We start from the raw sequence: 18754 nt of genomic DNA on the forward strand, positions 1-18754 counted from the left end.
GCGTATTGAGATCTGCCTGACTAACCGCCGTGTTTGTGGCTACTCGATGTCAAGCTTGTGGCCGCCTTTAGCGAAGTCGGCTTTTATATCGTCCAATATGAGTTGCTTCTCTGTCGGCGAAATCCGAATGGCCTCATCTGGCGGATCCCAGAAACTGATGGTATCCGAGTAGACGACAAAGCCGAGCTTGTCATTCCCGGGGAAGAACATCTCCCCCCCCACCGTTGCAATCCGGTCCATGACTTTCACCTTGATGTGCCCTCGTGATACGTCAATAATCATTACTTGCCTCGGGTAAAGATGACCTTGCTTGAACCTGTTGCAGGGTCGATAGTTGTGATTTGGGTCACCTTGGGATTATTCATCAACGCCGGCAATTCTGCCGTTTCCCAAACGTTGCCAGGTCTGAGATTCGAGCCGATGACTGCGCGCACGGATCCCGATGCTCCTGCCGCATACTGCGCGGAAATGTCTTGCCAAGCTTGCACCACCGCAGGATTCGACGCGTCCCATGCTGGCATCTGGATTCCGTTTTGCGCGATCAACGTTTCGAGCGTCGTGCCGCTGTTCAGTTGGGCGATTTGGGCTGCAATGTCTTGCCCCCCCACTCCGTTAGTTCGCCCTGACCAGAAGAATGCCGTGTTAGGCTCCGTCGCAACTGGGTTGCTGTTTGTGGCCGAAGCCGCCCCAGTCAAAACCGCAGCACCCGTCCCCGCCGGCATCCCATTCACACCCGCAACGACCTCGCCCCCGAGTATTGCCATCTGATTGGCGCAAAGAACGAGATTTGCGGAACACGCTGCGACAATCTCCGGACCGAACAGGACTCCACCGGCTAAGACTGCGCCGCCTACCGCAACAGTGGGCAAATTGTTGGCCAGCGTTTTGCCAACTCCCGCCGCGACCTGTGATTCAGTTACCGCTTGCTGGGCCTGCTGGTTCGCGATGCTCGTCCAGGCATTCGACACCGCTGCGGAAACGTTCTGTGCCGCTGCAACCGCCGATTGCATATGGAGCAACGAACCCAGGTCATTGTTGAGCGCCTCGTTCCCACCGTACATACCGCCCGCTGCACCGTTCTGCCCTGCCGCTAACGCAACGGCCCCGCCAGTCAGTGTCGCTAGGGCGGCCACCAGTGCGGTTTGTTCGGAGGTCAATTGCTGAGCCTGCGGGTCGGTCCCGCTCAGAACGAACGGCGTCGCGACCGAACTCACCCCTGCACCTATTGCGCCGCCCCCGCAGCCCGTTCCGCTCGCCACGCTGGCAATGCAGCCCAACGCAGCATGTTCCAGCACGTTCTGAAGCGTGAGTGGACCGGACGTATCCCCAATCGTATAAGCCCCAACCGCTGCGAGATCGCTGATTCCAGCCGTCTTCAGACTATCGAGAAAACTCCCACCGTCGATAGCCGTCTCAACCCCTGCGTTGATCGTCGCGGTCGCACCAAGCGCAGCAAGCTGAGCCGGCAAATTGGTCGCCGCAGTCGACCCTGCCTGAGTAACTTGCCCAAGCGAATTGCCAATATTGCTGATACCCGCAAGCTGCCCCAACGTGCTCACATTCTGCGGAAGGCTATCCAGCCCCTGGTCGAGATTGCCCAGTCCGATCGACCCCGTGGTACTGTTATAGGTGATGCCGTTAGTCAACCCGGCGGTCAAAGCACCAACCGCACCCGCTTCCAGCAACGCACCGAAATCCAATCCATTGCCCGACGCAATCTGGCTGGCCGCGCTTCCCGCCATCCCCGACAGCGCGCCGACAACAATGGACTCACCGAGTGTCATGCTCGCCATCGCCACACCCATCGCTGCCGCTGCCGCCCCTGCCGTCACGATCGATGCCGCAATCGCAATCGCAGCCACCACAAACGTCGGCAGTCCGCCGCCTTGCTTGACGAAGTCCGTATGCAGATCGTCGCTCACCGAAGTCTGCGTAAAGTTCATACCCAGCGACTGCTGCAACTGCGCCAGCACCTGCTGCGTGCCAGCCTGATCGACGGTGCCGTCGGCATTGAGTTTTTGCAGCGCCCCGCCAATCTGATCCAACGTCTGCACGTTGAGATCCATATTCGCCGCGCTCATGAAACCACCCGGCTGAACCGTCGTGCCGGTGGTATCGATGTAACCGCCCTTGACCGAACTCCAGACTTGGCCGATATCGACCTGATTCGCCTGGTTGGTCAGCGTGTCAGTGTTGACCGTGAGCGTGCCGGAAGCAGTAATGCTGCCGGTATTCAGAATGCTGCCGCCGCTACCCTTGTCGAAATTAAGCGTGACGTCCTGCCCCGAGATATTGCCGCCCGCCGACATCGCACTCGTGTTGGTCGGCAGATAAACCTGCGGCATCAGCGCCGTGATCGTCGGACAGGTGTTCAATGCCGGCCCCGTCGCCGTACACGACGGATCCGGAACGGTCTGCTCCACGTACCAGAGCATCGGTTTGTCGAGCGCGTTGACCTGCGCCTGCGTCAGCGCATCGCCCAGTTGCAGGTTGTTCGCCGTCGCGTAGTCGAGCGCGTTCTGATACAGATCTGCTTTTTCCTGCTCCGTCACCGACGTGTTGGTCTTGCTGTCGTACGTCAAGCCATCAATAAAACTTGCCTTGCCTGTTTGCTGCAAGGCCGCCTGCTGCAAGACCAGATCCTCTTCCTGCGGGTTGTAATAGAACAGCGTGGAACTCGGCTGAAGATTTGGCGGAAGCGCATTGAGCAGATTCTGCGGGCCCAGGTTGCCAAGCGTCGACGTGCCGAGCGAACTATCGACATACGAAGCCGTTCCCGCCACCGCAGTCGGGATCGCGCCGCCCACCTGATGCTCCAGCGTGATGCTGATGCCAGGCATATTCACCGGGCTGAGCGAAATAACCTGCGACGGCCCATTAACACGCGGCGTATAGGTGTTGGCCGTCGTGATGCCATTGATCAGCTTCTGGCCGGTCAGCGTCACCGACGTGCCGATCACGTTGCCGACGTTCTGGATCTGTCCGCCGGACGTAATGGTCAGATTCGGCGCCTGAATCGTAGCCGCGATATTGCCGACCGGCTGCGGCGGATCAATCGTGCCCCCCGTGTTCGTATAGGCACTGCCATAGAGCGCCGTGCACTCGGCCGGCGACCCGCAAGCCCAGACGTCATGACGTTTGTCCGGGCTGAACATGCCCGTTTCCTGCACCCAGTGCGAGTGCCAGTACGCATTGAGCGTCTGTGCCTCATTCACCACCGGACCCGCCACGGCGATAGTCGCCGCATTTCCGGCACTAATCAGACTACCGATGTTAGTCAGGCTGCCCGCATTGATCTGCAGGTTATTGCCCGCGCTGATCACCGAGGAACTGCCCGACTGCTGGTCGACATAACCCTCGCAGTAGCTCTCCCTGTAGCCACCCGCCGTCATACAACCCGAATACTGCTCATTCGAACCGTAGTCCTGATGCACAGGCACAGGTGGCGGTAGTGTGTTCGTTATCGCGCCCGACACGTTGAGCGTGATGTTGTTGCCCGCCACGATTTCGCCCGACGTGTTGGTCAATCCTTGCGCAGGGGTTGTCGAACTCGCAGTCGTATCGACACCGCCGATCACGATGTCGTGACCAGCGAGAAGGTTGCCATACGTATTGCTGACCTGGCCGGCGGCGATAACGAGGTCGTTGCCGGCGTATATCGTCGCGCTCTGCTGCGCGTAGCTGAAACTCGTTGTCGTCGGGTTGTCTCCCCGATAGCCCATTCCGGCGGCGCACTCGCTGGCCGACACGCCCGTCGCGCACCCAGGCGAACTGCTCGTCGACGTGATGCGCTCACCCTGGTTGCTGAAGGACTGGGCTCCACTTGCGTTGAAATTGCGGCCCGCATAGATATTCCCGCTGTTGACGAGGTTGCCGCCCGAGAGGTTCACATCCTGACCGGCGACGATCAATCCTTGCTGGCCAAACGTTGTGGTCGTGGTCGTGATGCTCGCAGGAACCGACGCAGTCGAATTGAACGTAGCCGTACTTTCGCCGCCCACGTATCCCCCAAGCTCGTAGGGGATCGGCGCGTTATAAAGGCCGACGCTCCCCAGCGCCTGCAGTTGCGCCATGAAAGCGTTGAGTTGTGTCTGGTCGACCGTGTCCACGACCGTCGCCGTCACATCTCCAAGCGAACCGTTATTCAGCGATTGAAGGTTGAAGTTGACATTGCCGCCGGCAGAAATGATGCCATCGGCGTTCGACAGCGAACCTGCGGTCAGCGTGATGTTGCCCCCCGCCATGATGGTGCCCGGCGTGCCGGCGCCTGGAGCCGTGACAGTGCGATCGATACCCGGCAGAGCGATCGTCTGATATGAAACGCCGGCTTGCTGCAAATTGCTGCCGACCTGCGTCGGCTCCGTGAGTTGTGCGCCATACATGCCGGTCAAGGCGGCGTTGTGCGCCACGTCGAGCACGCCATTCGCCAGGTCGGGGCCCAGGTCGGACAAGGTCGCGTTGTAGGTATAGGTCGCGTCGTAATACGATCCGCCGTTGCCGCCCGTGAACCCATAAACCGTCTGCGTGCCGACCACTATCGAGCCATACAGTGACGGGTCGTCGGCCGCCGAAACCACTTGGGTAGACGATGTCAAACCGCCCTGAACACCATCGTTGACGACCGCGCCCGCATTGATGGTGATGTTCCCCGCGGCCGAGATCGTGCCCGTCGTATTCTGCAGCGTGCCGCCCAGCGAAAACTGCATGTTGCCGTTGGACTGGGTCGTCGCGCCCTGGTTGTCATAGTTACCCCCGTTGATCGAAAGCAGGTTGCCCGCTTCCACGGTGCCACGATTCGTGGCGTTGCCGTTGAGCGTCAGCGCGTCGTCCGCATGCATCACCGCGCCGACCGCGTTGTTCAAGGTGCCGTTGAACGTTACGTCGTTGCCGGCGACCTGACCGAAGTTCGTGAACGTGCCATTGGTCGTGATCGTCAACGGCGCCGTGCCGGTCATCGTGCCGTAGTTGTTGACGCCGTTCAGCCCCGTCAGCGTCACACTTTGACCGCCATAACTCCACGTTCCGGTGTTATTGATCGACCCCGCGGTAATCGAGAGCTGACCGCCCTGGCTAATCGTTCCCTGCGACGGATCAAACGCCATGTTCACGGCGCTGATGCCCATGTTGCGCTGCGCGAGAATCTGGCCACTGGCGTTGTAGAACGAACCGTCCCCGCCGTTGATCGTCAGCGAGACGTCGCCAGTCGTCGGGCCACCGGGTGCATTCGGATTTCCCGCGAAGATGAGCCCGTTCTGGTTATTCAACGTGCCCGTGTTGATCGATAGGCCGTTCACGGCCATCAATGATCCGCCTGAGTTATTCAGGCTACCTGCAACGGAGATATTCGTCGTCGAGCCATTCACGAGGCCCGCGTTGGTGAAGTTCGTCGCGTTGATCGTCGTCGTGGTCGTCGACGCCAGCGACGCGTTCGCCGCATTCGTCAGACTCGGGGCAGACACGTACAACGCACCCCCGGACAACACCTGGCTCGCGTTGTAAAAGCCATTGCCGGAGGTCAGCGTCGCCGCGCCGACCACATCTATCGCGGCGCCGACCAATGAGAGCTGATTCGACGCCGAGGCCGTCAAGGTCCCGCCGACAATCGCCGAACCCAAGGTCACATTCGTGCCACTGAACTGCATGTTGCCAGTCGACACCATCGACGTCTGGCTCGCATCGAGCGTACCCTGCGCGCTCACGTTCACATTCTTCGAGCCGCCTTGCGAGCCACTCAACGTGACATTGCCGCCGTTCAGCGTGAACTGCCCCGCCACCGTGCTAGTCCCGCTCAACGTGAGCGTCTGCCCGGCGCTCATCGTCGCATCGCCGTTCGCCGAGACGCCCGCCACGTTCACATTGCCGTGCGTGCCCGCGACATTGACCGTGCCCATCGACGACACTGCGCCGATCACGGTCGCGTTATTGGCCGCCTGAATCGCCACATTGCCGCCGGACTGCACGTTGCCGCTAAAGCCAACACTGCCGCCCGTGGAATTTGCCGTCATATTGCCCACGGCCGTCGTCGCGCCGAGCGACATATCACCAACCGAGGTCGCCGTGAACAGGCCCGCGCCCTGAATCTCCCCAAGCGTGATGGCGCCGCCCGCCCCGACCGTGATGTCCTTGCCGAACGTCAGCGAGCCACTGCCGTTGACGGAGCCGCCTGCGTTGATAGTGGCGAGGCCGAGGCCGAGGAATGCGCCGGTCAACGTAGCATTGCCGCCTGAATTAATCGTCGTGTCGCCGTTGACGAGTCCACCATTCAGCGCCAGCGCGCCGCCCGACGTTACCTTCAGATTGCCTTGACTCGTCACCGCGCCGCCAACGCTCAAAATGCCGCCGCTCGCGCTCAACGTGACATCGGAATTCGCGCCGACCGTGCCGCTTGCCGCGAGATTGCGGCCCGCGGTCACCGTGAGCGCGCCGACAGCCGAAGCATTTCCGCGGATCGTCGCATCGCGCATGGCCGTCACGCTGAGCGACGCCCCGGAGGCAAGCGTGCCGCCCACGCTCACATCGCCCGCGCCATCGTGTCCTTGCGCCTGCAACGCAATCGCGCCGCCGGCTTGCGCCGAGCCCATTGACAGATCGTTGCCCGCTGTCGCATTCAAGGTGCCGTTGGTCGCGACGATGCCGCTCACACCGATGCTGCCGCCCGCGTTCAGCGTAGCCTGCTGGCCAAACGCGACGGAACCCGCGTTGATCGAACCGCCTGCCGTCAAGGTGCCCACGTTCTGTGCGCCGATGCCACCGGTCAGCGTCAGGTCGCCAGCCGACGTGAGTTGCGCATTGCCGCCCACCGTCGTCGCACCGGAGAAAGTCAGTGGCTGGCCAGCGTTCGCATTCAGATTGCCTTGCGTCGTGACATTCGCTGCACTCGCGCTGCCGCTGGTCGCAGTGAGCGTCAGATCGCCTGCCGAGTTGACGTCGGCGAGCGCGATACTGCGCGCGGCATCGATCGTCGTCGTACCGCCTGTGTTGATCGCACCACTCACGCCAACATCGCGTGTCGCCTGCAGCGCCAGCGTACCGAGCGCCGTAGCCGTGCCGCTGAGTGTTACGTCACCGCCGCCCGCGTTACCGTTTGCGGTCACGGCAAGGTTGCCGGTCACCGCCTGCACGCTGCCCAGGCCCGCGTTGTTGCCACCCGTCACCGTGACGCTCGCGCCTTGCAGCGCGCCGGTCAATGCGAGGTCGTGCGATGCATTCAGCGTCGCTGCCTGAGCAAACGCCGCCGTACCCGCACCGTTGATGTCATGCGATGCCGCCAGCGTGCCGCCGAGCTGGCCGGCAAGCGCGCCGGTCAGCATGATGTCGCGGCCCGCCTGCGCGGTCACATCCTTGGCCGCGTTGATCGTGCCACCGAGTTGCGTATCGAGCGCGGACGTCAGGTTCAATGCGCCAGAGGTGGTCGTAGTGCCGGTCAGCGCAATGCTGCCGGACGCTGCCGTAGCGGTGAGATCGCCTGCCGTGGTTTGCACCGTGCCGTTCACCGTCACGTTTCGTTGCGCAGCAAGCGTCAACGAATCGCCGGTGGTCAACGAACCGCTGACCAGCACGTCGCGCGCGCCGCTTAGCGTGACCAGACCGGGCGCCGTCGCCGTACCCGTGATCGCCGCATCGCCACCGCCGACGTTGCCGTTTGCAGTGAGAGTCAAGGTCGTCGCCGAATTGACGTCGTGCAGCGTGGTGCTGTCGCCGCCCAGCGCATTGATCGTGTTCGCCTGCACGCCACCGGTCAGCGCGATATCACGTTGCGCCGTGTAGTTCGCCGCTTGCGTAAACGCCTGCGTACCGGCACCGCCGATATCGCGGCCTGCCGTCACAAAACCGTTCGCCTGGCCGATCAGCAAACCGTTCAACAGCGCATCACGGCCCGCATTCAACGTTGCGTCGCCGACTGCGCTCGTGCTCGCGCCGAGCGACAGATCCAGACCCGTCGCGATGTTCAGCTTGCCGCCGCTGTTGATGCCGCCCGTCGCGTTCAAACTGCCCTGCTGCGCGTTGAGCACCGCATCGCCGACCGACTCGACCGCGCCTGCGACGTTGATATCGTGTTGCGCGTTAATGCCGACGGTCGTGCCGCTGGCGATCTTGCCTGTCGTCGCCACAGTCACATCGTTCTGGGCCGTCGCCGTCACCGCACCCGCGGCGGCAACGGACCCATTGACCGTGAGATTGCCCGGGCCATTGGCCGTGTTCGTACCAATCGCGCTCAACGCGACGGTGCTAGCCGATTCGACGTTGTTCACGCCGATGTTGCCCGCCGCCGTCACCTGAACCGCCTGGCCCTGGATCAGCCCGCCTTGCGCCACATCGCGGCCCGCGTTCAGCGTAGCCGCCTGCGTGAAGGTCATCGTGCCCGCGCCGACGATATCGCGACTCGCCGTCACGATGCCTTGCCCCTGTCCGGCAAGCATGCCGGTCACGTTGACGTCGCGCGCTGCGTTGAGCGTCGTATCGAGCGCAGCGGTGGTCGTGCCACCGAGGTTGATGTCGGAACCGGCCTGCGCGTTGAACGCGCCGTTGCTTGCAATCGTGCCCGTCGAACTGACGCTGCCGTTCTGCGCGGTCAGCGTGGTGTCGTTAGCCGATTGAATCGACCCGCTGATGCCGATGTTCTGCCCGGCGTTCAGCGTGACCGCCGCACCGCCCGTCACCGCACCGGTGATGTTCAGATCCTGAGTCGCCGCAAGCGCGAGGCTCGATGCCGCCTGCACGTCATGCAACGTTGCAGAGCCGCCCGCATTCGTCTGCACGGTACCGCCGCGCAGCGAACCCGACAGGTTCGTATCGCCACCGGAACTGACGTTCGCCGCGAGGCCGAACGCGCTGGTCGCCGCGCCCGCAATCGTGCCGCCGGCCGTCAACGTGCCGTTGCCTTGCGCGACAACCGAGCCGTTCATCGTCAGGTTCTGCCCGGCGTTGACAGTCAGGTCTCCGAGCGCGGAAGTGCCTTGCGTACCGAGGTCGACCGATTGCGCCGCATTGATCAACAGGTTGTCGCCCGACTGAATGTTGCCGGTACTCCTCAGCGAGCCCGCTGCATTCGTCAGCGTGACGTTGTCATTCGACGCGACGCTGCCGGCGATCGACGTGTTGCCGCCGCTCGTCACGTTCAGTGCGTTCGCACTCTGCAACGCGCCATTGATCGACGTATCGCCGCTAGAAGTCAGCGACGCCGTCGACAACGATGCAACCAGGCCGTTGACCGCCAGCGTGCCGCCGTTCGCCGCGACTTGCAGCGCCGAGTTCGCCTGCACGTTGGTCAACGTCACCGAATGACCCGCCGTCAGCGAGACGCCCGCGCCTTGCAACGCGCCGGTCACCGACAAGTCGTTCGCAGCGGTGACGTTCGCATCCTGGACGAAACCGCTGCTGCCGCCCGCGATCACGTCATGGCCCGCGCTGAGCATCGCCGCCCCCTGCCCCGCCAGCGTGCCACCGATGGTCAGGTCAAGCCCGGCCGTCAGCGTGGTATCGCCGGTTACGCTCGTCGCACCGGTCAGCGCAACATCATGCGCGCCATTGACGACGAGGTTCGCCGCGCCGTTCAACGTGCCGCTCGAATTCACGCTGCCATTCATCGCCGCGACCGACAGATCGCCAACCGCCTGCACGGTGCCCGCTGCGGCCACGGCAACATTGCGCTGCGCCGTCAGCGTGACCTGCGAACCACCCGCCAGCGTGCCATTGACGACCACATCGCGCGCCGCCTGCACGTTTGCCGCGCCAACCGAAGCTGCGTTGCCGTTGAACGTCACGTCGCCACCACCCGCCGGGTTGCTGGTGATACCATTCGCCGCAACGTTGAAAGCGCCGCCCGCCTGTACGTCGGCGAGACTCGCGTTGTTGCCCGCCGTCACTTGCAGACCATTGGCGAGCAGCTTGCCGGTGAACGCGACGTCCTGTCCTGTCGTCAACGTACCGTTCTGGCCGAACGCCACCGACCCGCTGCCGGTGAGATTGTTCTGTGCATTGAACACGCCATCCTGCTGCACGATGACCACTCCCGGAACGTCGAGGTTGCGGCCTGCGCTCACCTGCGCGTCAGTTCCAGCGAGCAGCGAACCCGCTATCGAGATATCGCGCGCGGCGTTGGCGGCGAGCGTCGTGCCACTCGCGAGCGATCCGCTCACTGAGAAGTCCTGGCCTGCCGTCACCATGACGGCCTTCTGCGCGGTGGCCTGCCCAACCACACTTGTGTTCTGACCGGACGTCAGCGCGAGGTTATTGCCGCTTTTGATCGTTCCGTTGTTCGTCACGCTGCCTTGCGTCGCGGTCAAGCCGAGATCGCTCGAGGTCTGCAGCGCGCCGTTCACGTTGACGTTGCGCTGCGCTGTCGCCTGCAACGTACTGCCGTTGGTCTGCCCGTTCATGTTGATGTCGCGCGCGGCCTGCAAGCTCGTCGCGCCGCTCATCACGGAAGTGCCGTTCAGGTTGATATCGCCTGTGCCGTCGTTGCCTTGCGCCGTCACCGCGAGCGCGCCGCCGGTCTGCACGTCGCCAAGCGTGACGTTCGCGCCGCCCGTGACCGCCGTGTCGCCGTTCGATTGCGCATTCGCCACGTTGACGTTGCCGCCCGCCGTGACGGCGAGCTTGCCGCCGCTCTGAATCGTGCCGGTCGACGTGACGTCGCCGTTCGCATTGATCGTGTAGCCGCTGATGCCGACGTGCGCGCCGGTCATCGACAGATTGCCGCTCGCCTGCAGCGTGGCCTGCTGTTGCGCGGCCGAACCGTTCACCGTCAGGTCACCGTTCGACGACAGCAGCAAATCACCGGTATTCGCGGCCATCTGCGCATCGGTGCGCACCCCCATGCCGGCTGCGGTGCCGATCATCTGGATCTGGCCGGCGGTCATCGCGCCGAACGCGGTGGCGTCGATGGCAAGACCATTGTTGGCATGGCCATTGGCGCTATTGATCGCGCTGGCCGAGTTGTCCAAGCCATTCGCCGACGTCGCATACGTGGTGCCGTTGCTGCTCACCGCCGACGGCAGCACGAACTGGCGCCCGGCAATCGCGTTGATCCGTTGGCCTGCATACAGCGGTGCATTGATCCCGATGGTTTCGCCGATCAGTTCGATCGTGCCGACCGTGCCTTCAATACCGGCACCCGGGCCATTTACGCCCGCGTTGCCTTCGATCTGAATATGGCCACCGGTCACGCTATAACCGACCGCTTGCGCGTTATCGAAGTCGGTAACCGTGCCCTTGAGATCACTCAGAAACTGGGGCGTACCGGTCGACAGCGTGACGCCGATCGTATTCGTGAACCCCGTGCCGTTGGTCGTAATGCCGTTGGGATTCACGATGATGACGGTGGCTGGCGCACCGAACACTTCGAGCGGCCCGTTGAGCAGGCTCGCGTACGCGGCGCCCGTCGACGTCACCTGATTGACAATCACGCTCGCTGGGCGGCCCACGAGATTTGGATTCGCCTGCAGATCGCCGCCGGTGAGCGACGTGCCGCCCATCTGGCTGTTATTCAGAATCAGCCCGACCGGATCGATGTTGAAGCTCTGATACTTGTTGAGCGAAATCCCCGCCGCGTTCGGCGCGGTGATGTTCACGACAGGGACGCCGCCACCCGCGCCGGTGGTCTGCGTGATCTTCGGTTGAAACGTGATCGGCGCGGTCGGATCGACAATCGGCGCGGCCTGCGCCATTTGCATCGCAAAGCGGATACGCACCGCGCTCAGGTCAATGATGCGTTCCCATGCTTCGTCGTCCAGACGATGGCTTCCGGCAGCCAGCACCCCGGCAGCGTCACGGCTTTGCTCGAACGTGATCGAGAGCGGTCCGGCGAACAGCGTCAACGCGACCAGCGCCGAGACCGCGCGCTGCCACACGCGATACGCACGCGCAGGCATCGGCACCGACCAGCGCAGCCGCGCGGACTGCATGCCGCGATCGTGCCGCTCGTCGTGTGCCTGACGGTTTTGCTCGAGTTGTCGTAAAGCGTTGCGCGTGGACGCGTTCATGGTCTTTCTCGTTTTTCTTCGTTTCTTGTCTGGCGTGAAGCGGATTGGCCGCCCCGCTTCACGTGCAGCAGATATTTCCCCGTCCGCTGCACTCCGTGATTCAAAGCTCTGTCACACGGAGATTTGCCGCTCTCGTGAATAGAGAACGGCCGCTCATTTTTCGAGTCAGGTTCCCCCAGCCACGTCCTTCTTTGGCGCGGTGGGCAACAGGTCTTGTGCGCGTACCTTGGGTTTGCCAGGTTCGAAGACCCAGGCTTTCGGAATGTCCCCCGCTGTCTGGCCGCTGCTGTGAACGAAGGGGCCCAGTTGTTCCAGCATCTCGGCCGCGTCCCAGCCGGCAACCTTCATGGTCAATACCGCGTCGTCGTTGAACATCCGGATGTCTGCCGATTCCTCATGTCTGTTTGTTCCTCCACCACCGCTGGGGATGATGATTGGCACGTAATAGGCAGTCTTTTGCATCATGCTGTAGTCAAACCCCGAACTGCGGACGAGGTCGCCGGTCGGTGCAAGCGCGCCCGACATTGCAGGCGGAACGACCATGAAGTATTTGAATCCATGCTGTTGCGTCAGCTCAGCGCAGCGGTACAGGAAGTACTTGTGCACCGCCTGTTGTGTCGAGTACCCGTTGCCCCAGAACTGAACATGCAATGTCTGGTCATCGATCTGCCTGTCCTTGTACCCACCCGTCAAACCTTCCGACTGATACGGAGTGGCGCATCCCGTCAGGGCCGCGGTCGCTGCCAGCGCCGCGAAGGCAAGTACCGTTTTCTTGATGTTCGACTTCATTTCCCCGATTCCTTCTTTCTGATCAAACTCGCAAAAGGGCCCGCTGGTGCGCAAGGCAGCCGCTGACCTGCCTGTCGATCGCTTTTACTGCTGCTGAATGCGTGCGTTTTTCATCAGATCGACCACGACCTGTGCCGTGGCTTTCTCCAGCGCGACCTGTTCAAGCTGCTTGCGCAGCGCGTCCTTGATCTCGTCGTATTGGGGAATCTGCGTTGGACGCTTTTCGTCGACACGCAGAATCCAGTACGCGTCGCCGATTTGCACCGGCGTGCTCGACACGCCGCCTTGCGGCAACTTGACGAGCGCTTCGGCGAGCGGCTGTGGCCAGTTCTGTGTGATACCGGCCTGAATCGGCGTCTTGAACGAAACCCAGTTCATCGCGCCGCCTTGCGCCGCGCCCGGGCCCTGGCTGTACTGCTTCGCGAGTTGCGCGAAGTCGGTGCCCTTCTTCAGTTGCGTGAGCACCGTCTGAGCGGTGTCAGCATCTTTCACTGCGATCGCACTCGGCTTGTATTCGTTGTCACCGAGGGTCGCGACGATCGCGTCGTATTTCGCCTTCACATCGGCATCGGTAACGGGTGTGGGCTTGACCTGATCGCGCAGATACGCGGCGGTCATCGCGGCCGTCTTCGCCTGTTCGACCGCGGCCACGACTTGCGGACGCGATTCGTAATGCTGCTTCTCGGCAGCCTGGCGGAACAGTTCACGCGCGATCAGCTGATTCTTGACCGACGCGCGCAACGCGGGCGTATCCGGCACGTTCAACGCACGCACGGCCTGGTCGAGTTGGTCCTGCGTAATCACGACGTTGTTGACGCGTGCCACGCCGTTGGCCGGCAACGGACCACCGATGGCATCCGCTGCCTTGTCGGCCGAAGGTTTTGCCTTGGGCCTGTTGGCCGCATGCGCTGCAGGCAGCAAACCGGCCGCAAGACCGAGCGTGGCGATCAACGTGGCGTTGCGAATCCTGACTGTGATCGGACGATGTTTCATATGAACCTCTTCAGAGTGACCAGTTGAGTGTGGCGAGCAGCACGGTGGCTTTTTTCCCGAGTGCTGCGGGTTGGAGCAAGGCCTGACCGAGCAGCACCTCGCTAGTGACGGTTTGTGTTCTGTAGCGCCATTGCGCGCGCGCGCCGATGCCGGTGCCCATGAGCGTCGGCCAGCCGCCCTGCGCGACCAGATGCGATTTGCCGCCGTCGAGAAAGACGTACGGTTCGAGATGGGCGTCGTGCCAGACCGGCACGTTCTGCCACGCGGCCTCGTTGCGCAGATAGAAGCCGCTGTCGCCGGCAATCCCGCCTTCGGTAAAGCCGCGCACGGAATCCATGCCGCCGAGGAAGATCTGCTCGTTGCCGAACATCGCGACGTGGCTGTACTGGCCGCGCAACGTGCCGCGATAGGTCCATTGCGTGCCCGCCAGGGTGCCGAGCGCGACCTGTAGCGTGGCGGTGGCGTCGACTTTGGTGAACTGGCTGTGTGCATCGACTTCGTCGATATCGGGGGCATCATGACTCGCGGAGAGCCACGGCAAGCCTTGCGACACGCCGACGTCCCACGTCGCGGCCGCGGCCTGATCGTGCGCGACGAAGCGACGTAAGCCATTCAGGCCGACGCGCAACACCGTGAGGTCCTGCGGCGCCAGGTCGATTCCGTTCAGGCTGCGTTCCGTACGCATTTTGGTGAGCGTCACGTCGACGCTGGTGCGTCCGGTGCGCGAGCGCGTCAACACGTCGTTCCAGCCGAGAATCTGGCTGAATGTGCGGCCCTGGAGCAGCGCGACATCACTGATGATCTGCTGGTATTCGGATAGCGACGTCGTGTAGCTGAACGTCTGATAGCCGTACGGCGCCGCCGCGGAAAACACCACCGCGTTGCTGTCCTGCGTGCCGACGTAGCTGAACGACAGCGACTCCTGCAAGCCGGTCAGGTTGTCCGCTTCGACACCGGCGCGATAGCGCAGCGTGCCGGTTTGCGAGCTGCCATAGTTGTCGATGCCGAGGTCGTAGAAAACGCGGTCGCCGTAGTGGTTGGTGATCGCCACCACCGAATCGCCCGGCGTCTCGCCTGGCATGATCTGGATTTCGGCCTGGTTGCGGCGCAGCCGGTTGATCTGGTCGACACCCTGTTCGAGATCCGGCAAGCGCAGCACGTCGCCCGTGCTGTCGCCGAAGGACCACGCGGTGCCCGCGTCGGTCAGCAGGCCGCCGCCGTGTGTCCTGTACCACGGCTCGTTCGGATCGCGCGGACGCAGCGGTTTGCCATTCAGCGTGAAGGCCGACACTTTGCCGTCGACGATGTTGATTTTCAGCGTACCGGAGGCAAGATTCTGCGCGCCGAGATACGCACGCGTCGTGATGTAGCCGCGCGCGATGAACGCCTCGGTCACACGGCGCAGCAGCAGGTTGATACGGTTGCGGCCGAGTTGCTTGCCGATGAAAGGCGCGGCGATCCTGTCGAGCTCACTTTTGCCGAGTGCGGTGTCGCCGATGAAATCAATGTGGTCGATCTTGAACAGCGGCTCGACGTCGGGCAGCGTTTCGACATCCGCGCCTTCAGGCAGATTGACCACTGTCGGCTGCGGCACTTCGATCTGTGGAGGCGGCTGCTGGATTTCGTCGCGCCGCTGGCGATCGCGTTGCTCTTGCAGGAGCCGTTGCGCCGGATCCTGTTCGGCGCGCGCGGGTGCACCGAACGGCACGCCGCCTAATGCCGCCGCGTTCGGCAAACCCGGCGGCGTTTGCGCGAACCCGCGCACCGCTGCCGCGCCGGCGAGTATCGCCAGCGTGCAACGCGCAAGCCCGGGCGTGCGGCGCTTCATGGTCCGGGTCATGGCCCGCTTTATAGCCCGCCTCATAGCCCGAACCACGACACGAAGCCGAGATGGTTGTGATTGCCGATCGTGACCGGTGCGCGATACGGCGCGCTAATCGTGTTCACGCCGCCCGCGGCTTTGATGTCGCCGGGCGCGTTGAACGCGCCACCTTCAATATCCGCCTCGCCGGTCAACTCGACCTGGCCGCTGCCACCGATGAACAGACCACCCGTGTCGGCCGCAAAGATCGCTGACCAAGCGTTACCGAACCACGCTTTGAGGTCGTGCGTACGGTTGATCGCCGTGTAGCCAAGTACAGCTTGTGCGAGGGTTTTAGGCGCGTCGAGTTTGAGCGTGCCTTCCGCCGACACCAGGCCACCCGTGTTGGTGATCTGCGTGCCGGCTTTCAGCGCGATGTCATTGTTCGCCTGGATCACGCCGCCGTAGCCCTGCACATTGCTCGACGAACTCGAACTGCAGAAGAAGAAACACGTTTGATGAAACGACGCCTGACCGGTGAAGATCGCCTGCGTCAGTAACTGGTCGCGCGCGGTGATCGAAATCGAGCCGCCGACGGTCGGATTCTTCGGGTCGATTTGCGCGAGAATCGTGCCGCCGATGTTGTGCACGTTCTGCGCGGCAATGGTCACGTTGCCGACGTTGGCGCTCATGTAGGAGAGTTTGTCCGGATCGGCGAGCGCACCGTAGTCGACATTGAAACCGTCGTCGCGATGTTCGACGAAAATCAGGCGCCAGCTACGGTCTGAATAACTGACCGGCGCGCCGCCGTTCACGCCGCTCGAATGATCGACGATGTTGTCGACGTCGCCGCCTGCAGTGATCGTAAGATTCTGGTTCGACAGAATGCGTGCGTTCTGATTCGTCACGGAGCCGCCGGCCGTCACGGACACATCGCCGGCCGCGCCGTACACGACGCCGAGCAGGCCCGTGGGTGTCGACTGATTCAGTATGTTGCCGGTGGCGTTCAACGTGACCGCGGCGAGCGATGCCGTATCGAGCGCGTTCTTCTGCTGGCCCTGTATCAGCGAACCGACGTTGGTGATATCGCCGGTACTGGTCAGCACCACGCCGCTGGTGGTCGAAGCGATCACCGACTGCGCCGTGGCGTCCTGCGCCAGCGCGATGCCCGCGCCGCTCACATCGACACCGGCATTGGCGAGCACGCTGCTGCCCGTCAGGCTGACGGCGCCGCTCGCGGTCAAGGTCGCCGAACCACTATTCGCCTTCAGCTTCGTGTCCGACAACGTCACGCTGTCCTGCACCTGCAAGTCGAGATTGTTTTGCGCCGTCAAAGAAGTATTGGAGAACTGCACCGACCCGTTCGACGACAGCGTGAAATCGCCGAGCGACGCGTTCATCGGCCCGGCGCTGCGCACGCCCGGACCTTTGTCGGTGACGATCAGTTGCACGCGGCCGCTGGTCAGACTGCCGGCGGCGGTGATATCGATGGCGAATGAGCTGGCCGTGGCCGCACTGGTGGATGGACTCAGCGTGAGCCAATCGTTGCTGTTGTCGTTCGGCGAAACCGCCGTGTTCAGCGTGACATTGCTGTTGCCCGCCACGGCGCGCACGTAGGCGGTCTGCGACGTGAAGCCGTTGGTGAGCGGCCCGTTGATCTGCACATTCTTCGCGATCAGATCGAGTCCGATCAGCGCGCTCGCCAATCCCTGCGGTCCGACGACGATCGTCCCGGTGCTGGTGTCGAGCACGATGTCGCGTTCCGGAATGCCCGCCACCGGAATGGTGTCCTTGAAACTGACGTGTCCGGTAGTCAGTGCGACACGGCCCGTATTGACGAATGAACCGCCATTAACCGTAATGCCGTTCGGATTGGCCAATACCACGTTCGCACGCGAGCCGAGCACATCGATTCGACCGCTAATAACACCAGGATTGGTACTCGTTACCTGATTGACAATCGTTCGAGCATTGATACCGACGTTATTAAGCGAAGCGCCGGCTGCGTCTACATTGAAACTGCTGTAGGTATTACTCGAAACGCCCGCAAAGGCTGGAGCGATACTGACCGTCTGATGGCCATTTGCAGCTGTTGAAACCGAGGTTAATGTTCCCCCGTCAACAGTTATGCCAACCGCATATATAGTGCATGGCGCGGCAGCGAGTGCGGCGATAATAAGCCTGAAATGAAATTGACGCAGACGTCCGCTCCCATGGCGGGCGCTGCTTCCCCGTGCGCTACTGGACATTCCTGTTTCACGCAACTGTTCGTTGCGGGTTCTCTTGGTAGATTCGTTCAATACGCAAACACGACCTCGCGGCCGCAGCATTCGTAAGACGAATAACGGCCCGTGCCGAGAGGTACTTTAGAAACATCTGGAAATATTTTTATTACGTTTTGCCTTCAGAAACGGAAAGTCGGCAAAAGCACATCTCGGCAAGGCATATTGCTGGACTGGAGTCCGCGCGAGCGCAATAGCCAGAACGACTGCCAGAGCTATTACCAAGGCCTCGATCAGAGCATCGAGCAGACCAACACGGTCCCGAACTTTGGGAAAAACAGTGACCGACGCGCAAAGCAAGCTCGCACAGTTGCAGACCAGTGGCGCACAGTCAGGCGCAGAAGCTCCGAAAGATCTGGAGGCGCTGAAACAAGCCGCCGTCAACCGCGAAGGCGGCGCGATGGCAGCTGTTCGCGGTTTTGCTGCGTTGCGTAGAAGTCCAGCAGCGCACAGGGTTGTCGCGCAGTTCGGTGTATGCCCGCATGAATCCCGCAGACCCTGCGTATGACAGTAGTTTTCCCCTACCGGTCAATGTCTCCGCCAAGGGCAGTGGCGTGAGCAACCGCTGGATCGCGGCTGAGGTTGATACATGGATTCCCTCCACCTTATCGTCCAGCACGAGACTCCGCCAGCGGAAATCGACGTCTGTCCAGCGCAGCCCCGCCCATTCCTCGCGTCGAGCACCGGTGATCAGCAGGCCTTGCAGGTAAGCGCTATGAACCGGGTTGGCAATCTGGCGAACCTCGCGAAACCACACCGTCAGTTGCTCCCGCTGCAACGAGTCGCCGTCCTTGGCCCTGACGCATGGGACAACGTCGCGAACATCCCGTGCCTTGTAAGCATCGGTTGGAACAATGCCCTTGTAGGCTGGCGCATCGTCCACCCAGCGGCTGTGCGGCGACCCA

6 protein-coding genes and 1 pseudogene are annotated in these 18754 nt (G+C 62.4%); all 7 read right to left on the reverse strand.

What is annotated here, in order from left to right; all coding sequences use genetic code 11:
- Window positions 1-39: 39 nt before the first annotated feature.
- Window positions 40-282 carry an Imm74 family immunity protein gene (locus tag OKW45_RS32115; protein WP_429472959.1) on the reverse strand — a complete coding sequence of 81 codons (243 nt, stop codon included), beginning with the start codon at window positions 280-282 and terminating at the stop codon, window positions 40-42.
- Window positions 282-11984, reverse strand: a complete 11703-nt coding sequence (locus OKW45_RS32120; protein WP_429472960.1) for a two-partner secretion domain-containing protein — start codon at window positions 11982-11984, stop codon at window positions 282-284. Before OKW45_RS32120 ends, OKW45_RS32115 begins: the two co-directional genes overlap by 1 nt.
- A gap of 165 nt (window positions 11985-12149) precedes the next feature.
- On the reverse strand, window positions 12150-12773 hold the full coding sequence (locus OKW45_RS32125) for a CC0125/CC1285 family lipoprotein (RefSeq protein ID WP_429472961.1): 624 nt from the start codon (window positions 12771-12773) through the stop codon (window positions 12150-12152).
- Window positions 12774-12857: 84 nt separating this feature from the next.
- Window positions 12858-13766, reverse strand: coding sequence for a peptidylprolyl isomerase (locus tag OKW45_RS32130; protein WP_429472962.1), 909 nt, complete (start codon window positions 13764-13766; stop codon window positions 12858-12860).
- A gap of 10 nt (window positions 13767-13776) precedes the next feature.
- Window positions 13777-15606, reverse strand: a complete 1830-nt coding sequence (locus tag OKW45_RS32135; protein WP_429472963.1) for a ShlB/FhaC/HecB family hemolysin secretion/activation protein — start codon at window positions 15604-15606, stop codon at window positions 13777-13779.
- Between the two features lie 20 nt (window positions 15607-15626).
- A complete protein-coding gene (locus OKW45_RS32140; protein ID WP_429472964.1) occupies window positions 15627-17816 on the reverse strand; it encodes a two-partner secretion domain-containing protein in 2190 nt (729 codons plus the stop codon).
- A 628-nt stretch (window positions 17817-18444) separates the two neighbouring features.
- A pseudogene (locus OKW45_RS32145) lies at window positions 18445-18738 on the reverse strand (site-specific integrase); the annotation flags it as partial.
- Window positions 18739-18754 lie beyond the last annotated feature (16 nt).

Origin of the sequence: Paraburkholderia lebeckiae (assembly GCF_050436225.1) — a bacterium.
In the GTDB taxonomy this organism is placed as follows: domain Bacteria; phylum Pseudomonadota; class Gammaproteobacteria; order Burkholderiales; family Burkholderiaceae; genus Paraburkholderia; species Paraburkholderia tuberum.